Genomic DNA, 20,430 nt, shown 5'->3' with positions numbered 1-20,430 from the left:
AGAATCTTCTGAATATAATAGGTTAAATAAATGTTTTTATAGGATTAATTTCATATGGTTATTAATAATCATTCTATTTAATAACTAATGAAATACAGGTTGAGAATAGAAATAGAGGAATTAAAACGGTTGTTCTTAATTGTTAATAGCGAATGTCGCTGGATAATAGGGGTTCGGCAGCATAACTACCAAACCCCCGGTAAGAGCTAAAGCTCTTCTAAATGCTTGGCAACTTCCTTCATACTCTCTTCAGGTTCCGGCGCTTCATTGACCCAGGCAGAAGTCAGGCGGTAGGAGATGGCTAACACCACCGGCCCAATAAACAAGCCAATCATGCCGAATGACAACAAGCCACCAATCACCCCGGACAGGATGAGAATCATCGGCATATCAGCTTCCATACGGATAAGGTAGGGGCGTAAAACGTTATCCATGGTACCAACGATACAGCTCCAAACCAGCAGTGCCGTGCCCCAGGTGGTATCACCGGTCCAATACAACCAGATAATTGCCGGGACCAGTATCAACAGTGGCCCAAGCTGAGCTACGCAGCAGATAAACATTAATACGGTAAACAGTGTGGCGTATTGAATGCCCGCAATCGCCAGCCCAATCCCGCCCAGCACTGCTTGTACCAGTGCGGTGACCACGACCCCCAATGCGACGGCCCGGATAGCTTTAGCGGCCAGCACCACGACGGCATCACCACGTTTATCGGCAGCGCGCACCGCAAAATGGCGGATACCCAGCCCGACTTGCTCACCATGGAAATAGAGTAAAACACTGAACAGCACCATCAGCGCCAGATGAATCAAAAAATAACCGACATGGGCGGCTTGAGCTACCAGCCAGGTCGCGGCCGCACCAATATAGGGTTGAACTTTGGCGATCATCGCATTGCCACCACCGGCAACCAATGTATGCCAACTACTATAGAGTTTGTTCCCCACCATTGGGATCGATTGCAACCAGGTCATATCCGGCATGCGCACATTAGACGGGCTGGATGCCCACTGGATAAGCGGGCCGCTGTTTTCCACCAGGCTGCTGACCAGTAGGGCTATCGGGATGACAAACAACAACACCAGCAGCAGAGTCATGACAATAGCAGCCAGCCAGCGCTTACCCCAAAGTAGCCTTTGCAGCCTAATCAACAGTGGCCAGGTCGCAATGACTACCATGCCCGCCCAGGCAAAACCCATAATAAAAGGCTGTACCACCCAGAAACTGGCGATAATCATTATCATAATGAATATCACCCCAAACATCAGTTTAGGTAAATCGAAACGGCGCTGCTGCGGGTAATTCATCAATGGGTTCTCACATCGAAAGTCATGGCAAGGTGGCCATCGCACTGTTTTTTAGGCACTCATTAGATTTTGAACTAATTAAGCATCTGTACTAATCATGGTGTATTTTTTAATGTTTTAACAGACAACGCCGGATTTTACTGCTGTGATTTGTTAAAAAATAGCATTAGCTTGGACATAACAAAAACACCGACCGCAACCAAGGTGCTGAAACAATGTTCTTTCGGCGTGGTGCGACTATTATTTATACAATATATAATTTTGATACTTAATGATTTATTGCCGCATTTATCCTCGGCAGATACGCATCACTTTCTCATCATTCTGAATTGACATAAATTATTCGACAAAGAGGATTGCTAGCAGATAATCTCTTGGCGGAACCACAAACATACCTATTAGATAGGGTCACACTAATGATCCCACAGATTTCTCAGGCACCGGGTGTCATCCAGTTGGTGCTAGATTTTTTGGATGCTTTGAAGCAAAACGGATTCACCGGCGATACCGCCACTAATTATGCCGATCGCCTGACTATGGCGACGGACAACAGTATTTACCAACTGCTACCCGACGCCGTGGTTTTTCCTCGTTCGACTGCAGATGTTGCCTTGATTGGCCGTCTGGCTGGCCTGGAGAGTTTTAAATCCCTGGTATTTACGCCTCGCGGCGGCGGGACCGGCACCAATGGCCAGGCACTGAACAGTGGCATTGTGGTGGATATGTCGCGCCATATGAACCGTATTCTGGAGATTAATCCCGAACAGGGTTGGGTGCGGGTTGAAGCGGGGGTGATTAAAGATCAGCTCAATCAATATCTGCGGCCATTCGGCTACTTCTTTTCGCCCGAGTTATCGACCAGTAACCGCGCCACATTGGGTGGAATGATCAATACCGATGCCTCTGGGCAGGGGTCGCTAGTGTATGGCAAAACGTCCGACCATGTGTTGGGGCTACGTGCCATATTGCTGGGTGGAACCCTGCTCGATACCCGCGCCATGCCGACGGCATTGGCACAAACGATTGCGCAGGAGGACTCTGTAACCGGCCGTATTTATCATACGGTGCTGCATCACTGCCGTGAGCAGCGCGCGCTGATTCTGGAGAAATTCCCCCAATTAAACCGTTTCCTGACCGGATATGATTTACGCCACGTGTTTAGTGATGACCTGCAAACCTTTGACCTGACCCGAATTTTAACCGGTGCAGAGGGCACGCTGGCCTTCATTACTGAAGCGACACTGGATATAACACCGCTGCCTAAAGTTCGCCGTCTGGTGAATGTAAAGTATGACTCCTTCGATTCCGCTCTGCGTAATGCCCCGTTTATGGTGGAAGCCAAAGCACTGTCAGTGGAAACTGTGGACTCTAAAGTTCTTAATCTGGCCAAAGAAGATATTGTCTGGCACTCAGTAAAAGAGCTGATTACCGATATCCCTGATAAAGAGATGCTGGGGTTGAATATCGTTGAGTTTGCCGGTGATGATAAGGCACTGATCGATAGTCAAATGGAGGCACTTTGTCAGCGCTTGGATGACCTGATGTCTGCTCAGCAAGGCGGCGTTATTGGTTACCAGATTTGCAGTGAGTTAGCGGGTATTGAGCGCATCTATGGTATGCGCAAAAAAGCGGTTGGTTTGTTAGGCAACAGTAAAGGCCAGGCTAAGCCCATTCCGTTTGCGGAAGATACCTGTGTGCCACCACAACATTTGGCCGATTATATTGTCGAGTTCCGCCAACTGCTTGATAGCCACAATTTGAGCTACGGCATGTTTGGTCACGTGGATGCGGGGGTATTACATGTACGCCCAGCGCTGGATATGTGCGATCCACAGCAAGAAATGCTGATGAAACAGATATCTGACCAAGTGGTGCAACTGACGGAGCGCTATGGCGGCTTGCTATGGGGCGAGCACGGTAAGGGTTTCCGTGCAGAATACAGCCCTGACTTCTTTGGTGAAGTGCTTTACCACGAGTTGCGGCGCATTAAATCCGTTTTCGACCCGGATAATCGCTTAAATCCGGGGAAAATATGCTCACCGTTGGGCAGTGATGCGCCAATGATGAAAGTGGATACCTCAGATAAACGCGGTACCTTGGACCGGCGTATTCCGTTAGCAGTAAGAACCTCATTCCGAGGTGCGATGGAATGTAATGGTAACGGTCTGTGCTTTAACTTTGATACACGTAGCCCGATGTGCCCGTCGATGAAGATTACCGGTGACCGTATTCATTCACCAAAAGGACGGGCAACGCTGGTGCGAGAATGGTTACGGCTGCTATCTGAGCAAGGGGTTGACCCCATTGCACTAGAGAAAGGGCTGGCGACCAAACGCCCCAGCCTGCGTGGTTTGATTGAGAAAACCCGTAATACCTGGGCTGCCAGTCAGGGGGATTATGATTTCTCTCATGAAGTCAAAGAGGCGATGTCAGGTTGTCTGGCATGCAAAGCTTGCTCGACGCAGTGCCCGATAAAAATTGATGTACCGGGCTTCCGTTCCCGCTTCCTACAGTTGTATCACACCCGTTATCATCGCCCACTGCGTGACTATGTGGTGGCTGGAGTAGAGAGTTATGCGCCGTTAATGGCCAAAACCCCAAAAGTGTTTAACTTTTTCCTCAAACAGCCGTGGGTCAGGGAGCTAAGCCGGAAAAGTATTGGTATGGTGGACTTACCGATGCTTTCTAGCCCAACGTTGAAGCAATCATTATCCGGCCATTATGCCAGTACTATGACCCTTGAGCAGTTGGAGAAACTGTCTGAGTCAGAACGCCACCAGCATGTGCTGATCGTGCAGGATCCCTTCACCAGTTACTACGACGCTCAGGTGGTGGCGGATTTTGTTCACTTGGTCGAAAAACTGGGCTTCAATCCCGTGCTGTTGCCATTCTCACCCAACGGTAAAGCGCAGCACATTAAAGGTTTCCTGCAACGTTTTGCTAAAACGGCCCGTAAGACGGCAGATTTTCTTAATCGCATTTCGTTACTGGGGATACCAATGGTTGGGGTTGATCCGGCGCTGGTTCTTTGTTATCGCGATGAATATAAAGAGATTCTTGGTGATGCGCGCGGTGACTTTACGGTGCAATTGGTGCACGAGTGGCTACAGATGGCCCTGGCTGACCTGCCAGAGCAGCAGATGAGTGGCGAATCCTGGTACCTGTTTGGGCATTGCACCGAAACCACGGCACTACCTGCCAGCAGCCAGCACTGGGCAGCAATATTCTCCCGTTATGGTGCCAAACTGGAAAACGTCAGTGTCGGGTGTTGTGGCATGGCCGGAACTTATGGTCATGAAGCGAGGAACATCGATAACTCGTTGGGTATTTACGCGTTATCCTGGCAACAGGCGTTACAAAAGTTACCGGGTAAACGCTGTTTAGCCACAGGTTACTCTTGCCGGAGTCAGGTTAAACGTATTGAAGGCAATGGACTGAGACATCCGTTACAAGCTTTGCTTGAGCTGGTTTAACCTACGAGCTGACTATGCTATTTACTTCGTGCTACTTGCCGCCGCCTCGCAGAGGCAAAGCCCAAGGATGGGCTGAGTAATCAGAACAGCTATTGCTGCTGTAATTTCAACAACCAAGGGGAAAAGATGCTGTGGAAACGCACCGCAACGCTGGAACAGTTAAACCAGCAATGCCAGGGCTGTATGGTTGGGCATTTGGGCATTGAGTTTACCCGCCTCTCTGATAACGAAATAGAAGCCACGATGCCAGTAGACCAGCGGACGACTCAACCTTTCGGTTTACTTCATGGTGGTGCGTCGGTGGTGCTGGCGGAGTCGCTCGGTTCGATGGCCGGATATCTGTGTACCACCGAAGGCCAGCAAGTCGTGGGGTTGGAGATTAATGCTAACCACCTGAAAGCAGTACGTTCCGGGAAAGTTCGGGGTTGCTGTCGGGCCATTCATATCGGCCGCAGCCATCAGGTGTGGCAGATTGAGGTGTTTGATGAAGAAGACCATCTGTGTTGTACCTCGCGTTTAACCGTCGCCGTGTTGTCCCGATAAGGTCATTCCCCCACCAAATTACACGTGATTACCTGACTCAGGGCCACCAATGGCCCTGAGTGACGTCAGCAGCTCATGGCACTTGCTGCGGCTCCCTTCAGACAGTTTCATTTAGCCGATAAATGCGGCGAATCTCTATGATAGGTTTCCCCTGTGAGGGTTTTCAGCTAAAGTTAAAATAGAAATAGGTATTTTTTATGAATGTTTTAAATACTCAGCGGCTGACTGCGATTAGCCCTTGATATAGTAAGGGATTCGAGCGTCACCGAGGAATTTATTCATTTATTTCAGGGTGATAAAAGTGCACTTTTTCCTCCAGACCTCTTCGGCCATCGCAGCATGCTTACTCGTTGCCGCCTCATTCGAGGTTCAAACGGCACTTTTCTTAATATCCCTGCAAAACAAACGGTTGAAGTGATAATTATTATCACTACCATTGTAAATAATCTGTGTTGATTCTCCAATAATCAGCCAGCAAATTGTTAACCTGAAAAGATCAACCTAATGGGTGATTGCGAAATATAAGGTAGGGCATATGCAACAGGAATCAGTCGGGACATTTTCACTCGACGAGAATGTCTGGCAGGGCGTGACGATAACAGAGAGCGCTGCCGCACAAATTACACGACTCATGCAGCAAGATCCGCAAATTAAAGGATTGCAGCTTGGCGTGAAACAATCCGGTTGTGCGGGGTTTGCTTATGTAATGGATATGGCTAAAGAGCCAGCCAGCGACGCTCTGGTTTTCGAACAGGGCAGTGCCAAACTCTACGTACCGTTAAAAGCGATGCCGTTTATCGATGGCACCGAGGTGGATTATGTCCGCGAAGGGCTAAACCAGATTTTTAAATTTAATAATCCTAAAGCTCAGCATTCCTGCGGGTGTGGCGAGAGTTTTGGCGTTTGAGCGATGTAAACGAAATGACACGAAGCAATGTAGAGGTTCCAGATGATGTGCAGGCTTGGGTCAGCGATGGTCGTTACAAAGAAGGCTTTTTTACCCAGCTTGCGACTGATCAGTTAGCGAAAGGCCTTAGTGAAGATGTCATTCGCGCCATTTCAGCGAAACGTAATGAGCCTGAATGGATGCTGGAGTTTCGTCTTGGTGCTTATCGCAGTTGGCTCGAAATGGAAGAGCCTCACTGGCTGAAAGCCAATTATAAAAGTCTGGATTATCAGGACTACAGTTATTACTCCGCGCCATCCTGTGGCAGTTGTGATGACAGTTGTGATTCGCAACCCGGTGCAGTGCAGCAATCGTCTGCGGACAGTGCGGCACCACGTGATCTGTCTGAACAGGCGATGAATGAGTACCTCACCGCAGAGGTTGAATCTGCCTTTGCTCAGCTAGGGGTTCCGGTGCGCGAAGGGGCCGAAGTAGCAGTAGACGCTATTTTTGACTCAGTTTCGGTTGCGACCACCTACCGTGGGAAATTAGCCGAACAAGGGATTATTTTCTGCTCATTTAGCGAAGCTATTCAGGAATACCCGGATTTGGTACGTAAATATCTGGGGTCGGTGGTACCGGCTAAAGATAACTTTTTTGCCGCGCTAAATGCGGCGGTGGCTTCTGATGGCACTTTTGTTTATGTGCCAAAAGGTGTGCGCTGTCCGATGGAGTTATCCACCTATTTCCGTATTAATGCGGCTAAAACAGGGCAGTTTGAACGCACCATTCTGATTGCTGACGAAGACAGTTATGTCAGCTATATCGAAGGGTGCTCAGCGCCAGTGCGAGACAGCTACCAGCTACACGCTGCGGTCGTTGAAGTCATTTTGCACAAAAATGCTGAAGTGAAATATTCAACGGTGCAGAACTGGTTCGCCGGTGCTGATAGCACTGGCGGTATTCTTAACTTCGTGACCAAACGTGCGTTGTGTGAAGGTGCGGGTTCAAAAATGTCATGGACTCAATCTGAGACTGGCTCCGCTATTACTTGGAAATATCCAAGCGTTATTTTACAGGGTGATAACTCAATCGGTGAGTTCTTCTCGGTGGCACTAACGAATGGCCACCAGCAAGCCGATACCGGTACCAAGATGATTCATATTGGCAAAAACACCAAATCAACAATTATTGCCAAAGGGATCTCTGCTGGGCATAGCCAGAACACCTACCGTGGTTTGGTGAAAATCCTGCCCGGTGCGGATAACGCACGTAACTTCACGCAATGTGATTCGATGTTGATTGGGCCGGACTCCGGTGCGCATACCTTCCCGTATGTGGAAGTGCGCAATAACTCAGCCCAATTGGAACACGAAGCGACAACATCAAAAATTGGCGATGACCAACTGTTTTATTGCTTGCAGCGTGGTATCAGTGAAGATGATGCCATCTCAATGATTGTTAACGGATTCTGTAAAGATGTGTTCTCCGAACTGCCGCTGGAGTTTGCCGTCGAAGCACAGAAACTGTTAGCCATCAGTCTGGAACACAGTGTCGGTTAAGTGTGAGTTGAAACACGCATTCGCAGAGTTTTGCGCTCTGGCGCACCAAGGAACCCTATGTTAAGCATTAAGAATTTAAAAGTCAGTGTTGAAGGTAATGAAATCCTCAAAGGTTTGGATCTGGAGATCAAACCCGGTGAAGTGCACGCCATCATGGGGCCAAACGGCTCAGGGAAAAGTACATTATCTGCCGCGTTGGCGGGGCGTGAAGAGTATGAGGTGACCGAGGGGCATATAACCTTTAAAGGGAAAGACCTGCTGGAGTTGGACCCAGAGGATCGCGCGGGTGAAGGCGTATTTTTGGCTTTTCAGTACCCAGTGGAAATTCCGGGTGTCAGTAACCATTTCTTCTTGCAAACTGCCGTCAATGCGGTGCGTAAATATCGCCAGCAAGAGCCATTGGACCGTTTTGATTTCGCTGATTTCATTGAAGAAAAAATTGAGTTACTGAAAATGCCGGCTGACTTGCTGACCCGTTCGGTTAATGTGGGCTTCTCCGGCGGCGAAAAGAAACGTAACGATATTCTGCAAATGGCGGCACTGGAACCCTCGTTATGTATTCTGGATGAAACCGACTCTGGGCTGGATATTGATGCGCTGAAAATTGTCGCTAACGGGGTTAACTCGCTACGTAACGAAAACCGTGCATTTATTATTGTGACTCACTATCAGCGTATCCTTGATTATGTAAAACCCGACTTTGTGCATGTGCTGTATCAGGGGCGGATCATTAAGTCAGGTGATTTCACATTGGTAAAACAGTTGGAGGAGCAAGGCTATGGCTGGCTTACCGACCAACAGTAAAATGCTGGAACAGCAGCATCTGCAACAAAAACAGCGCAGTGATGCACTGAAACAATTCGGTCAACTGTTTAATCTGCGCCAGCATGGCCATTCAACACAGGCCAGTGCGCACTGGCAACAGGTGTTACAGTTGGGTTTCCCGAGCTTTAAACATGAAGACTGGAAATACACGCCACTGGAACGTTTGCTGGTCAATAATTTCAGTTTCGCCAGCCCTGCGCAGGTGACGGCTAGCCAACGCGATGAACTGTCGTTGGTGCAAGATGCTCATCGTTTAGTCTTTATTGATGGCCGATATGCACCTGAACTCAGTGATATTGAGTGTGGCCCTTATCAACTGACCAACCTGAGTGGAAATACGCAGTTTCCTCCGGCGATCCAGTCTGAGGTGTTTTTGCATCTGACGGAAAGTCTGGCGCAGGAAAGTCTGCATATCCGATTGCCGGTGGGGAAACACAGTGAGAAGCCGCTCTATCTGCTGCATATCAGCTCAGGCAATGATTCTGACGTTGTGAATACCAGTCACTACCGACACCATCTGGTGATTGAAGCTAATGCACAGGCTGAAGTGATTGAACATTTCGTCAGTCTGAGTGAGCAGCCTCACTTTACCGGCGCACGGCTTACCATTGAGGTAGGTGATAATGCTGAACTACGCCATTGTAAGTTGGCATTTGAAACCCCTCACAGCTATCACTTTGCCCATAATGATCTGGTATTAAGTCGTGATGCGCGGGCGCGTAGTTATAGTTTCCTGCTGGGTGCCGGGTTGACCCGTCATAATACCAGCGCCCAGCTGAACGGCGAAGGTGCTACGTTATCCATTAATAGCTTGCTGCTCCCGATAGGGCGCGAAATCTGCGATACCCGCAGCTATCTGGAGCACAACAAAGGTTATTGTGAAAGCCGCCAGTTACACAAAACCATTGTGCGTGAACGGGGTAAAGCTATCTTTAACGGCATGATTAAAGTGGCTCAACATGCATTAAAAACTGACGGCCAGATGACCAACAATAATTTACTGTTGAGTAAATTGGCTGAAGTTGATACCAAGCCACAGTTAGAGATTTATGCTGATGATGTGAAATGCAGTCATGGTGCGACGGTTGGGCGCATTGATGCGGAACAGCTTTTTTATCTGCAATCGCGCGGGATTAATCAGGCTGATGCGCAACAGATGATTATTTTTGCCTTTGCAGCCGAATTGACGGAAGCCATTCACAGCGATGCCATTCGCAAAGTGGTGCTGGCGCGGATTGCTGAGCGCTTAGCCGGAGAATCGCTATGAGTTTCCCTATCGAACAGGTCAGAGCTGACTTTCCACTACTGAGCCGTCAGGTTAACGGCCAGCCGCTGGCCTATCTGGACAGCGCCGCCAGCGCACAGAAGCCACAAGTGGTCATCGACAGGGAGCTTAACTTTTATCGTGAGGGTTATGCCGCAGTCCATCGTGGTATCCATACCCTAAGTAGCGAAGCGACCCAACAGATGGAAGCGGTGCGCAGCCAGGTTGCGGGTTTTATTAATGCCGCCTCGGCTGAAGAGATTGTTTTCGTTAAAGGGACTACCGAGGCCATCAACCTGGTGGCTAACAGTTATGGCCGTCATTTCCTGAGCGCCGGTGACAGCATCATCATCACTGAGATGGAGCATCACGCCAATATTGTGCCGTGGCAGATGTTAGCAACTGACTTGGGTGTTGAAATTCGTATCTGGCCGCTGACGGCGACCGGGGAACTTGAGTTGGCGGCATTGGCGGGCTTGATTGATGATACCACCCGGTTGTTGGCGATTACTCAGGTTTCCAATGTATTGGGGACCGTGAATCCCATACAGCAGATTGTTGCTCAGGCTAAAGCTACTGGTCTGGTGGTGCTGGTGGATGGTGCGCAGGCTATCATGCATCAATCGATAGATGTGCAGGCATTGGATTGTGATTTTTATGTCTTCTCCGGCCATAAACTTTATGGGCCGTCAGGCATTGGTATTTTATACGGCAAGAGTGAACTGCTACAACACATGCCGCCATGGGAAGGGGGCGGTTCGATGATCAAAACCGTTAGCCTGACGCAAGGTACCACTTTTGCTGATGCGCCGTGGCGTTTCGAGGCTGGTTCACCCAATACCGCAGGCATTATGGGGCTGGGTGCGGCAATCAGTTATGTTACTGATGTTGGACTTGCGCAGATCCAGCACTATGAGCAGTCGCTGATGCAGTATGCCTTGGAGCAACTGGGTCAGGTAAACAGCCTGACACTTTATGGCCCGCAAGCCCGTGCCGGGGTTATCGCGTTTAATTTAGGGGTGCACCACGCGTATGATGTTGGCAGTTTCCTTGACCAATACGGTATCGCGATTCGTACTGGTCATCATTGTGCCATGCCTCTGATGGCGTTCTACCAGGTTCCGAGTATGTGTCGTGCCTCATTAGCACTTTATAATACCCGTGAGGAAGTAGATCGCTTGGTGGCAGGGCTACAGCGCATTGAAAAATTGCTAGGTTGAGTGCTATTAATAAGCGCCGTACCTAAAATCAACTACTACCACATTATTGATGCCGCAGGATGAAACTCATAAATGCCAATGAGCTTACGCGTTCGTGTAATTTGGCGGGGCAGTGGGGCCTTAATCTCCTGCGGCATCAAGTACAAAGGGTATCAGGAAGCACGCTATGGCTGTTTTGCCAGATAAAGATAAATTGATTCGTAACTTTTCCCGTTGTTTGAATTGGGAAGAAAAGTATCTGTATGTGATCGAGTTGGGTGGGCAGTTGGCAGCGTTAACGGAACAGCAGCGCCAGCCGGAGAATCTTATTTCCGGTTGCCAAAGCCAAGTGTGGATTGCCATGACAACCTCTGATGAGGGCCAGGTGGTTTTTGCCGGTGACAGTGATGCGGCTATCGTTAAAGGGTTGGTCGCGGTGGTGTTTATCCTTTATCAAGGTTTAACGCCACAACAGATAATCGAATTGGATGTTCGGCCATTTTTTGCCGACTTAGCCCTGAGTCAGCACCTGACACCATCGCGTTCGCAAGGTCTGGAAGCGATGATCCGTGCTATTCGTATTAAAGCGGCAAGTTTAAAAACTCACTAATTCATGCCAACATTTTGTGCTTTATTCCTCGGCGGTTGACCATTTTTGCGTCATGGGTCACAGTCTTAAAATGGTGGAATTTCAGCAGGTTAAATCGGCTTTCTTGCTGGATAAAGCATAATAAATTACTTTGTAACACCTTGATTTCTAGAGATATAAATTGCCTTTATAATAATGGCTGTTACTATATGTTGGCCTTATAATTGGCTGCTAGAATTAACGTAGATATACCCGTCATCTTTCAAACTGCTGGTGTGTTGGCTGCTCTCATCCCCCCGAATCACTTACTTGCGTAAGCTCAGCGGGATTCATTTGTTTGCCGCCTTCCTGCAACTTGAAATCTATCGGGTATAGCCGTGTAAACCGAATTTGAAGAAGTGATGTAGGAACTAAGCATGAAACGTGCATTAACTTTGATTGGTATGTTATTCGCAACTTGTATGGCGGGAAGTATCACCGCTGCCAATGCGACCGAGTATCCTCTGCCGCCAGCCAATAGCCGTCTGATTGGTGAAAATACTACCTATACCGTTCCAAACGATGGCCGTCCGCTTGAGGCTATTGCTGCCGATTATAAAATCGGTTTGCTGGGGATGCTCGAAGCCAACCCAGGTGCTGACCCGTATTTGCCGTTACCGGGTTCAGTATTAACTATCCCGACCCAGATGTTGCTGCCTGATACCCCACGTGAAGGTATCGTCATCAACCTGGCTGAGCTGCGTCTTTATTACTACCCTAAAGGCCAGAACAAGGTCATCGTATATCCTATCGGTATCGGCCAGTTAGGGCGTAATACTCCGACGATGACGACGTCTGTTAGCCAGAAGATCCCGAATCCGACTTGGACACCGACTGCGAACATCCGTAAGCACTACCTGGCACAAGGCGTTACCTTGCCATCAGTTGTTCCAGCAGGGCCGGAAAACCCAATGGGCCTGTTTGCTATGCGTCTGTCAGCCGGCGGCGGTGAGTACTTGATCCACGGTACTAATGCCAACTTTGGTATCGGTATGCGTGTCAGCTCCGGGTGTATCCGTTTACGTCCTGATGATATCAAGGCACTGTTCAGCTCAGTACCTAAAGGTACTCGCGTACAGATAGTCAACGAACCGGTTAAATATTCCGTAGAACCTGATGGTAAACGTTATGTGGAAGTTCATCAGCCGTTGTCCCGTGTAGACAGTGATGACCCACAAACGATGCCAATTGCGATTAGCAGCAGCCTACTGAAGTTTATGAGTGACAGCCAGACTGATGCTCAAGTGGTCCAGGATGCGATTGTACGCCGCGCTGGCATGCCCGTCATCGTAACGGTAGGTGAGACTGCCCCTGTAGAGGCTCCGGCCGCTGTAGCGCCTCAGGGCGAGCAACAGGCACAACCGCAGACAGAAGAGCAGCAACCGGCTGATGAAGCCGCACCTAAGCTGGTTCAGCCAGGTCCGGTCTACTCCGCCGCTAATTAAGTTTTAGATGCACCTTTGCCATGGCAACTTATCCGTCGTGGCAAAGCGTGTAGCAGTAACCGCAGGATGGCATGGCGAGTCAGTAGCAAAGGAAGGTCGATATCAAGGAAGGTAACGTCAGGGATTCATTTTAGCGGGGTAAAAAAAATGGCGCACAATGTGCGCCATTTTTCATTTTCAGGAAGTAATATTACTTCTTGTAAGCGTGAGCTTGGTTGTCCAGACGTTGGTTAGCACGTGCTGCATCGTCTTTAGCTGCTTGAACGTCAGAACGGATTGCGTTCACGTCGTTGCTCAGTTGGTCAACTTTAGCGTTCAGAGTTTGAACGTCAGAAGACAGTTGGTCGATTTTAGCATTGCTTGAACAACCAGCCAGCATAGTTGAAGCCAGGATTACCGCGCCCAGTACAAGTTTAGTACGATTCATTATTAACACCCTCTAGATTAAGTTAATCTCCATGTAGCGTTACAAGTATTACACAAAGTTTTTTCGAAAGAGAATAAATTTTTAGTGTTAGAGGGGTTTATTTTGATCGTTCGCTCAAAGAAGCACCTTGTTTTAAAAAAAAGTTAAAAAAACGAGGCAAAACAGCCGGATTCTATGGGATAAGTCTTATTTGAAAAAATGACTTTAACGCAGTTGGGATAAAGCAGATTTTTCAGAAAGTTTATTTGGACGGTTTAAAAAAGGAAACGCCGCTATTGAAAGCGGCGTTTTTAATTATCATCCGAGAGGACGTGTTGGGATTATAACACGTGCACCGAAGCAGTATTGGTGGTGCCACTTGCTACCAGAGCACCAGAAACCATAACCACAACTTCGCCTTTCTGTGCCAGACCGCTGGCCAAAGCAGCTTCTTTACCGATGCGGTAGAAATCATCAGTTGAAGCAATCTTATCGACCAGTTGAGTCACCACGCCTTTAGTCAGAATAAGCTGACGTGCGGTGGTTTCATTGGTGGTCAATGCCAGAATGGTGGCGGTAGGGAAGTATTTACGCACTGATTTTGCTGATTTACCGCCACCAGTGGCAACGATAATCAGTTTTGCTTCCAGCTTTTCTGCTGTTTCTACCGCGCCACGGCAAACGGCTTCGGTGATACGCATTTTACGATTATCATTCAGCGTATCAATGCGGCTAGGCATAATTCGGTCTGTACGCTCACAGATGGTCGCCATGATGGTGACAGACTCTAATGGGTACTTACCCTTGGCGCTTTCACCCGACAGCATCACGGCGTCTGTACCATCCAGAATGGCGTTAGCAACGTCGCCAGCTTCTGCACGGGTAGGGCGTGGGTTTTTGATCATTGAATCGAGCATTTGCGTTGCAGTGATAACAACTTTGCGAGCGCGGTTACATTTCTCAATCATCATCTTCTGCGCGAAGATAACTTCTTCAACCGGGATCTCAACACCCAGGTCACCACGGGCAACCATGATACCGTCAGATGCTTCCAGGATTTCGTCGAAGTTATTCAGACCTTCCTGGTTTTCGATTTTAGAGATGATTTGGATATGCTCGCCACCGTGCGCTTTCAGGTGTTCGCGAATTTCCAGCACGTCTGAACGTTTACGGATAAACGAGGCTGCAACGAAGTCCACACCTTGCTCACAACCAAAGATCAGGTCAGCTTTATCTTTTTCAGCCAATGCAGGTAGCTGGATAGAAACGCCTGGCAGGTTAACGCCTTTGTTTTCACCCAGGTCACCGTTGTTCAGTACTTTACATACCACGGTACTTTCAGTGACTTCAGTCACTTCCATGCCGATCAGACCATCGTCAACCAGCACGGTATTACCAATTTTCAGGTCAGCAGCAAAACCGGGATAAGTCACAGCAACGATGTTGTCGTTACCGATAACACTTTGATCCGTGGTAAAGGTGAAAGTTTGACCGGCAACCAGGGCTGCATCTTTGCCGCCTTCCAGTTTCATGGTACGGATTTCAGGGCCTTTGGTGTCCAGCAGGATGCCAGCTTTGTGGCCGGTTTTTGCCATGACAGCACGAATATTCTTGATACGTTGACCATGTTCTTCATAGTCACCATGAGAAAAGTTCAAACGCATAACGTTCATGCCGGCATCAAGCAGTTTTGTCAGCATTTCTTCAGATTCGGTTTTGGGACCGATAGTACAAACAATTTTAGTCTTTTTGTCGTTCATGTTCATGAGGATTTTTCTACAAGTTGTGATGGATTAAAAACGAAAGTTCCGTTAATGAGATCAACGGAGTGGGATCTGATTAGTGTCTGGTGTAGCGAAACGTTACAAAGAAGCAAAACATTACTAAGGATAGATGACAGTTGCGGAAGTTGAGCGGAAAACTTTAGCACGAGGCTAACCGCATGATCGGTATACGATGGCGTAAATGTGAGTTGTATTTTTTTAGCGTATCGGCAGATCAAGATGCTGAAACCATTCAACTGAAACGACGGTTCGTATTATAAGCGGTAACTAACGGGAAATGAAATAGAAAACAGAAACTCATTGCCGTTTTTTATAAAAAGGGGGAATTAGTCGCGCAAGTATTGCGAATATTTCTTATTTTGTTGCGCAACTGGTGTGATGTTTAACATTTTTAGCCAATCCAGGGTTGAAAAACAAGCAGGAGGTGGCAGGGCGATTGGTTGATATTTATTGCTTTATCTCGGTTATATATTGCAGGGAATAGGGGGTAAAAGAGTATTGGGAAGATTAAGAAAACAGAGAGTAAACCGCAAATGCAGAGTGGTGCGTTCTAATGGACTCGAACCATCGACCCCCACCATGTCAAGGTGGTGCTCTAACCAACTGAGCTAAGAACGCATCTAAAGATGATAAACCTGTTGCCAGAGTGGTGCGTCCGAATGGACTCGAACCATCGACCCCCACCATGTCAAGGTGGTGCTCTAACCAACTGAGCTACGGACGCACATTACCCTACTGACTTGACGCTACAGTGTTACCAACTGCAACGACTACTACCTTAGCGACTGAACTAACAAAATATTTAACGTTATCTACCTGCAATAAATTTGGTGCGTCCGAATGGACTCGAACCATCGACCCCCACCATGTCAAGGTGGTGCTCTAACCAACTGAGCTACGGACGCATCCTCTTTTATTACTCACCATCAATGCTGACAGCGGGGACGAATATTAACGAGCTGCCCGTCTGCTGGCAAGGGGAAAAACACAATATTCACCGCAAACTCACGTAATTGCTGCGCTTTTGCCCATTGCGCTGTTTTTTTCTCCACCTCGGTGTTTTACGCAGTCGCGACTTGCCAATATGAATTCTGCCTGTCACGCCAGAGACTATCGGTACTAATGCGCCGCCTTTTGCAGGATAAATGCTGCTGGCTGTTTTTGTAACCAGCGGATGCGCAGTGCCATTAAAATCGCCGCAGAAGTTAAGCCAATAACGAACCCAATCCAGAAACCACTTGGCCCCATGGCGGGCACGATATAATCGGTCAGCCCCAGCACGTAACCACTCGGTAACCCCAGTAACCAATAGGCAGTAAAGGTAATAAAGAAGATCGAACGTGTATCCTTATAACCACGTAGCACACCGCTACCGATTACTTGAATCGCATCCGATAGCTGGTAAATAGCGGCCAGCAACATCAAGTGCGAGGCCATCATTACCACTGCCGGTGTTTTGTTGTACAGCAAGGCAATGTGCTCGCGGAAAATAACGGTAAATACCGCAGTGACACAGGCCAGCATTAAACCCACGGCAATACTGGTATAAGCGGCCACTCTCGCTTGTTCTACCGAGCCTTGACCGAGGCGGAAACCAACACGAATGGTGGCTGCTACGCTCAGCGACATCGGTAACATAAACATTAATGAACTAAAGTTGAGCGCAATTTGGTGCCCGGCAACAGCGACAATGCCCAGGGGTGAAACCAGTAAGGCGACAACCGCGAACAGCGTCACTTCAAAGAAGAGTGCCAGAGCAACCGGCAGGCCTAGGCCACCCAAGCGTTTCATTACTTGCCAGTCCGGTGCGGCGAACCCTTTCTCCAGTTTGATATCTTGCTGTGAACGAGCGCGGGTGACATACCAGCGCATCATCAGGAACATCACCCAGTAGACTGTGCCTGTTGCCACCCCGCACCCGACGCCACCCAATGCCGGAGCACCGAATTTCCCGTAGATGAAAATATAGTTAACCGGAATATTCACGAGCAAACCAATAAAGCCGATAACCATCCCCGGCTTGGTTTTGGATAATCCTTCACATTCATTACGTAGCACCTGGAAGAAGAGATAGCCCGGCGCACCCCACATAATGGCATGCAGGAAGCCCACGGCTTTATCTGCTAGCACGGGGTCAATATTATGCATTTGCATAATAACGTGGTCGCTATTATATAGAACAAACATAATTAGCAGTGAAACGCAAAACGCCAGCCAAAACCCTTGCCTGACTTGATGGGCAATTTGATTGCGACGCCCGGAACCGTTGAGCTGTGCAACTGTCGGGGTTAGTGCCAACAACAAACCATGGCCAAATAAAATAGCCGGTAACCAGATAGAAGTACCTACCGCCACGGCAGCCATATCAGTAGCACTGACAGAACCGGCCATAATGGTGTCAACCACGCCCATGGCGGTTTGAGATAATTGCGCGATGACAACGGGAATAGCGAGAGCCAATAAGCTACGCGCTTCGACGATATACTTCTGCACGTATGCACCTTTCTCTACCCGTCGCCCTTCAATATACAGGGGTGTTGGCTGCCCTTGCTCACTCCAGACACTTAGTTATCTAAGCTCCTGGAGGTTCACGCGGTTGCCGCCTACCTGTATCTCGAAGTAACTTGGGTATAACCTAGTTATGATTTCAATAACGACTATTTATCGCGCCATGGGCGATAAATAAAATAGCGGAAAAACAATGAAGGATTGTACCTGCTCATCGCGCTTAAGCAATCTTTGTTGCTAATTATCAGCTAAATACCTCTTATCTGTTTTTTTAGTGTAAGTGGTTTGGTTTTCCTTATCTTCTGAGGCAAAATCAAGGCAAAGAAACTTTCTTTCTACAGATAAGAGGCATGGCGTATGTTTACCGGTATTGTTCAAGGCACCGCGCCGGTGGTTGCCATCGAAGAAAAATCAAATTTCCGCACCCATGTAGTAGACATGCCAGCGGAGATGTTGCCTGAATTAGCGTTAGGCGCTTCTGTTGCCCACAATGGTTGCTGTCTGACAGTCACCGCCGTTGAGGGTAATCGGGTTAGCTTTGATTTAATGAAGGAGACACTGCGTATTACCAATTTGGGCGATATTAAGGTTGGTGATACCGTTAATTTGGAACGTGCGGCTAAATTCAGCGATGAAATCGGTGGGCATCTCATGTCCGGCCATATTATTTGTACTGCTGAGATTGCCAAGATATACACATCAGAAAATAATCGTCAGATCTGGTTTCGTATGCCCAGCTTTGATTTAATGAAGTATGTGTTACACAAAGGTTTTATCGGTATTGATGGTATCAGCCTAACTATTGGTGAGGTTGTGGGGAACCGCTTCTGTGTACATCTGATACCAGAAACACTGTCGCGGACCACATTAGGTAAAAAGCGTTTGGGACATCGGGTAAATATCGAGATCGATCCACAAACCCAGGCGGTGGTGGACACGGTTGAGCGGGTATTGGCTCAGCGGGAAACTGTACTCGCTACGCCGGTAGTTGATAAGGCCACTCGCGGATAAATGTGGGCTTAACGTAAATAGGATAGGACAGGCAGTCCACCTGTCCTCTTTTAAGTATTAACGCGGCACGCGAATCCCACCCTCGACCCCGTTAGGGCTGAATAATACTTGCCACAGTTGGATGTCTCTGGCGCGGAAAGCACCCGCACAGGCATTGAGATAATAGCTAAACATCCGCTCAAATCGCGACGAGTAATTCGCAGCCAGGCTCGGCCACGCGGCTTGAAAACGTTCATACCACGCCATCAGGGTGCGATCATAATCAGCGCCAAAATTGTGCCAATCTTCCATAATAAAATAAGGCTCACTGGCGTTAGCAATATGTTTTACTGACGGCAGGCAGCCATTAGGGAAGATATATTTATTAATCCACGGATCGATACTCAGATCAGTACGATTAGCACCGATAGTGTGCAGTAAGAACAAGCCATCTGGCTTCAAATTGCGGTTTACCACATCAAAATAGGTGTGATAGTTCTTTGGCCCGACATGCTCGAACATACCGACAGAAACGATACGATCGAACTGTTCGTTCAGATCACGATAGTCTTGCAATAAAATAGTGACGTCTAAACCTTCACAGCGTTTTTGTGCCAGTTTTTGTTGTTCAGCCGAAATGGTCACACCGGAAACGGCGACGCCGTAATGCCGGGCAGCATAGGCTGCGAGGCCTCCCCAGCCACAACCGATATCGAGCAATGTCATGCCCGGAGCCAATTGAAGTTTTTCGCAGATCATCCGCAGTTTATTTTCCTGCGCTTGCTCAAGGGTCGTGGCATCTTTCCAGTAAGCGCATGAGTATTGCATATTCGAATCGAGCATTAGGCTAAACAGATCATTACCCAGATCGTAATGTTCTTTGCCAACAATCCAGGCTCTTTTCTTTGATTGCAAATTAATAATACGCGCAGCAGCAATGCGTAAAGTATCTTTGAGATGGTGTGGAAGTTGATTTTCCAGGCCAGCCCTGAGAACCCGTTGGAAAAAGATATCCAAGCGGTCACATTCCCACCAGCCGTCCATATAACTCTCACCTAATGCCAAAGATCCTTCTTGAAGTATTCGTTTGAAAAAGTCTGGGTTATTGATTCGAATGTCGAAAGGGCGTGAGCCATTGATTTCAATATCAGCCCGATTCAGCATTTCTTGTACAATGCGAAACCAAGGGGTTTCTTGAATACTCTGGTCTTCTATACAGGATGAACTCATAGCTTCTCCATCACTTTCTTCTGACTTATGACCCGCGATATATGCAGATTCATACCAATAAGGTTGTCGTGACCTTGGTGTCTAATATCCATAACGGACAGAGGAAGATTAAGAAGAAACCCTAATAAAGATTGATTTAGGGTAACTCATCCATAAGCGTAAATGTGACGCAATCCACGCGCACAGAAAGTACTTAAGATAATGCTTTTTTTTAATGATATCGTAATTGGTTAAATCGAGTATAGGCTTGCCGGGAGGCTTTCTCAATAATAAATCACACCCGGCTCACGTGTTCCTTAGTGACTATTTCTATTGGAAATTAATTCACTTCGTCCTTGACGCTACCGCTGTGTTAGCGGCTCTCGTTACTTAGCCCA

Annotated in this window: 15 protein-coding genes and 3 tRNA genes; 10 read left to right on the top strand and 8 right to left on the bottom strand. The window is 48.0% G+C overall.

Going from position 1 to position 20,430, the window contains the following annotated elements:
- Nucleotides 1-206 precede the first annotated feature (206 nt).
- Nucleotides 207-1,310: an AI-2E family transporter YdiK gene (ydiK, locus tag Q2T72_RS12060; protein ID WP_083158718.1), complete on the bottom strand. Its 1,104-nt coding sequence runs from the start codon at nt 1,308-1,310 to the stop codon at nt 207-209.
- A gap of 416 nt (nt 1,311-1,726) precedes the next feature.
- On the opposite strand from ydiK, the gene Q2T72_RS12055 reads away from it, so the two are divergent.
- The 9 genes from Q2T72_RS12055 to Q2T72_RS12015 all read left to right on the top strand — a co-directional run bounded on the left by Q2T72_RS12055 (nt 1,727) and on the right by Q2T72_RS12015 (nt 13,135).
- Complete coding sequence (locus tag Q2T72_RS12055) at nt 1,727-4,783, top strand: FAD-binding and (Fe-S)-binding domain-containing protein (protein ID WP_372569230.1); 3,057 nt, start codon at nt 1,727-1,729, stop codon at nt 4,781-4,783.
- A 126-nt stretch (nt 4,784-4,909) separates the two neighbouring features.
- Nucleotides 4,910-5,326, top strand: coding sequence for a hotdog fold thioesterase (locus Q2T72_RS12050; RefSeq protein WP_083158721.1), 417 nt, complete (start codon nt 4,910-4,912; stop codon nt 5,324-5,326).
- Nucleotides 5,327-5,861: 535 nt separating this feature from the next.
- Nucleotides 5,862-6,233 carry a Fe-S cluster assembly scaffold SufA gene (gene sufA / locus Q2T72_RS12045; protein WP_083158723.1) on the top strand — a complete coding sequence of 124 codons (372 nt, stop codon included), beginning with the start codon at nt 5,862-5,864 and terminating at the stop codon, nt 6,231-6,233.
- Nucleotides 6,234-6,247: 14 nt separating this feature from the next.
- On the top strand, nt 6,248-7,774 hold the full coding sequence (gene sufB, locus Q2T72_RS12040; RefSeq protein ID WP_372559127.1) for a Fe-S cluster assembly protein SufB: 1,527 nt from the start codon (nt 6,248-6,250) through the stop codon (nt 7,772-7,774).
- A gap of 57 nt (nt 7,775-7,831) precedes the next feature.
- A complete protein-coding gene (sufC, locus tag Q2T72_RS12035; RefSeq protein ID WP_083158725.1) occupies nt 7,832-8,578 on the top strand; it encodes a Fe-S cluster assembly ATPase SufC in 747 nt (248 codons plus the stop codon).
- Nucleotides 8,553-9,866 carry a Fe-S cluster assembly protein SufD gene (gene sufD, locus Q2T72_RS12030; protein ID WP_083158726.1) on the top strand — a complete coding sequence of 438 codons (1,314 nt, stop codon included), beginning with the start codon at nt 8,553-8,555 and terminating at the stop codon, nt 9,864-9,866. Before sufC ends, sufD begins: the two co-directional genes overlap by 26 nt.
- A complete protein-coding gene (gene sufS, locus Q2T72_RS12025) occupies nt 9,863-11,083 on the top strand; it encodes a cysteine desulfurase SufS (protein ID WP_372569229.1) in 1,221 nt (406 codons plus the stop codon). Before sufD ends, sufS begins: the two co-directional genes overlap by 4 nt.
- 166 nt (nt 11,084-11,249) lie before the next feature.
- A complete protein-coding gene (gene sufE, locus Q2T72_RS12020; protein ID WP_083158728.1) occupies nt 11,250-11,672 on the top strand; it encodes a cysteine desulfuration protein SufE in 423 nt (140 codons plus the stop codon).
- A 395-nt stretch (nt 11,673-12,067) separates the two neighbouring features.
- A complete protein-coding gene (locus tag Q2T72_RS12015; RefSeq protein ID WP_083158729.1) occupies nt 12,068-13,135 on the top strand; it encodes a L,D-transpeptidase family protein in 1,068 nt (355 codons plus the stop codon).
- A gap of 190 nt (nt 13,136-13,325) precedes the next feature.
- Here Q2T72_RS12015 and Q2T72_RS12010 read toward each other — a convergent pair whose 3' ends face one another.
- The 6 genes from Q2T72_RS12010 to Q2T72_RS11985 form a co-directional block, all read right to left on the bottom strand.
- Complete coding sequence (locus tag Q2T72_RS12010; RefSeq protein ID WP_005165631.1) at nt 13,326-13,562, bottom strand: major outer membrane lipoprotein; 237 nt, start codon at nt 13,560-13,562, stop codon at nt 13,326-13,328.
- A gap of 320 nt (nt 13,563-13,882) precedes the next feature.
- Complete coding sequence (pykF, locus tag Q2T72_RS12005; RefSeq protein WP_372569885.1) at nt 13,883-15,301, bottom strand: pyruvate kinase PykF; 1,419 nt, start codon at nt 15,299-15,301, stop codon at nt 13,883-13,885.
- Between the two features lie 565 nt (nt 15,302-15,866).
- Nucleotides 15,867-15,943, bottom strand: a tRNA-Val gene (locus Q2T72_RS12000).
- Nucleotides 15,944-15,972: 29 nt separating this feature from the next.
- Nucleotides 15,973-16,049, bottom strand: a tRNA-Val gene (locus tag Q2T72_RS11995).
- A gap of 104 nt (nt 16,050-16,153) precedes the next feature.
- A tRNA-Val gene (locus Q2T72_RS11990) sits at nt 16,154-16,230 on the bottom strand.
- Between the two features lie 214 nt (nt 16,231-16,444).
- Entirely contained in the window at nt 16,445-17,818 is a 1,374-nt protein-coding gene (locus Q2T72_RS11985) for an MATE family efflux transporter (protein ID WP_372569228.1), read from the bottom strand.
- A gap of 372 nt (nt 17,819-18,190) precedes the next feature.
- Between Q2T72_RS11985 and Q2T72_RS11980 the strand changes: the two genes are divergently transcribed.
- Entirely contained in the window at nt 18,191-18,844 is a 654-nt protein-coding gene (locus tag Q2T72_RS11980) for a riboflavin synthase subunit alpha (RefSeq protein WP_083158731.1), read from the top strand.
- A 57-nt stretch (nt 18,845-18,901) separates the two neighbouring features.
- On the opposite strand, the gene cfa is transcribed toward Q2T72_RS11980, so the two are convergent.
- On the bottom strand, nt 18,902-20,053 hold the full coding sequence (gene cfa, locus Q2T72_RS11975) for a cyclopropane fatty acyl phospholipid synthase (RefSeq protein ID WP_083158732.1): 1,152 nt from the start codon (nt 20,051-20,053) through the stop codon (nt 18,902-18,904).
- Nucleotides 20,054-20,430 lie beyond the last annotated feature (377 nt).

The sequence above is a fragment of the Yersinia sp. 2466 StPb PI genome (genome assembly GCF_041538325.1).
In the GTDB taxonomy this organism is placed as follows: Bacteria; Pseudomonadota; Gammaproteobacteria; order Enterobacterales; family Enterobacteriaceae; genus Yersinia; species Yersinia enterocolitica_E.
This window is presented reverse-complemented; position numbering and strand designations above follow the sequence as displayed.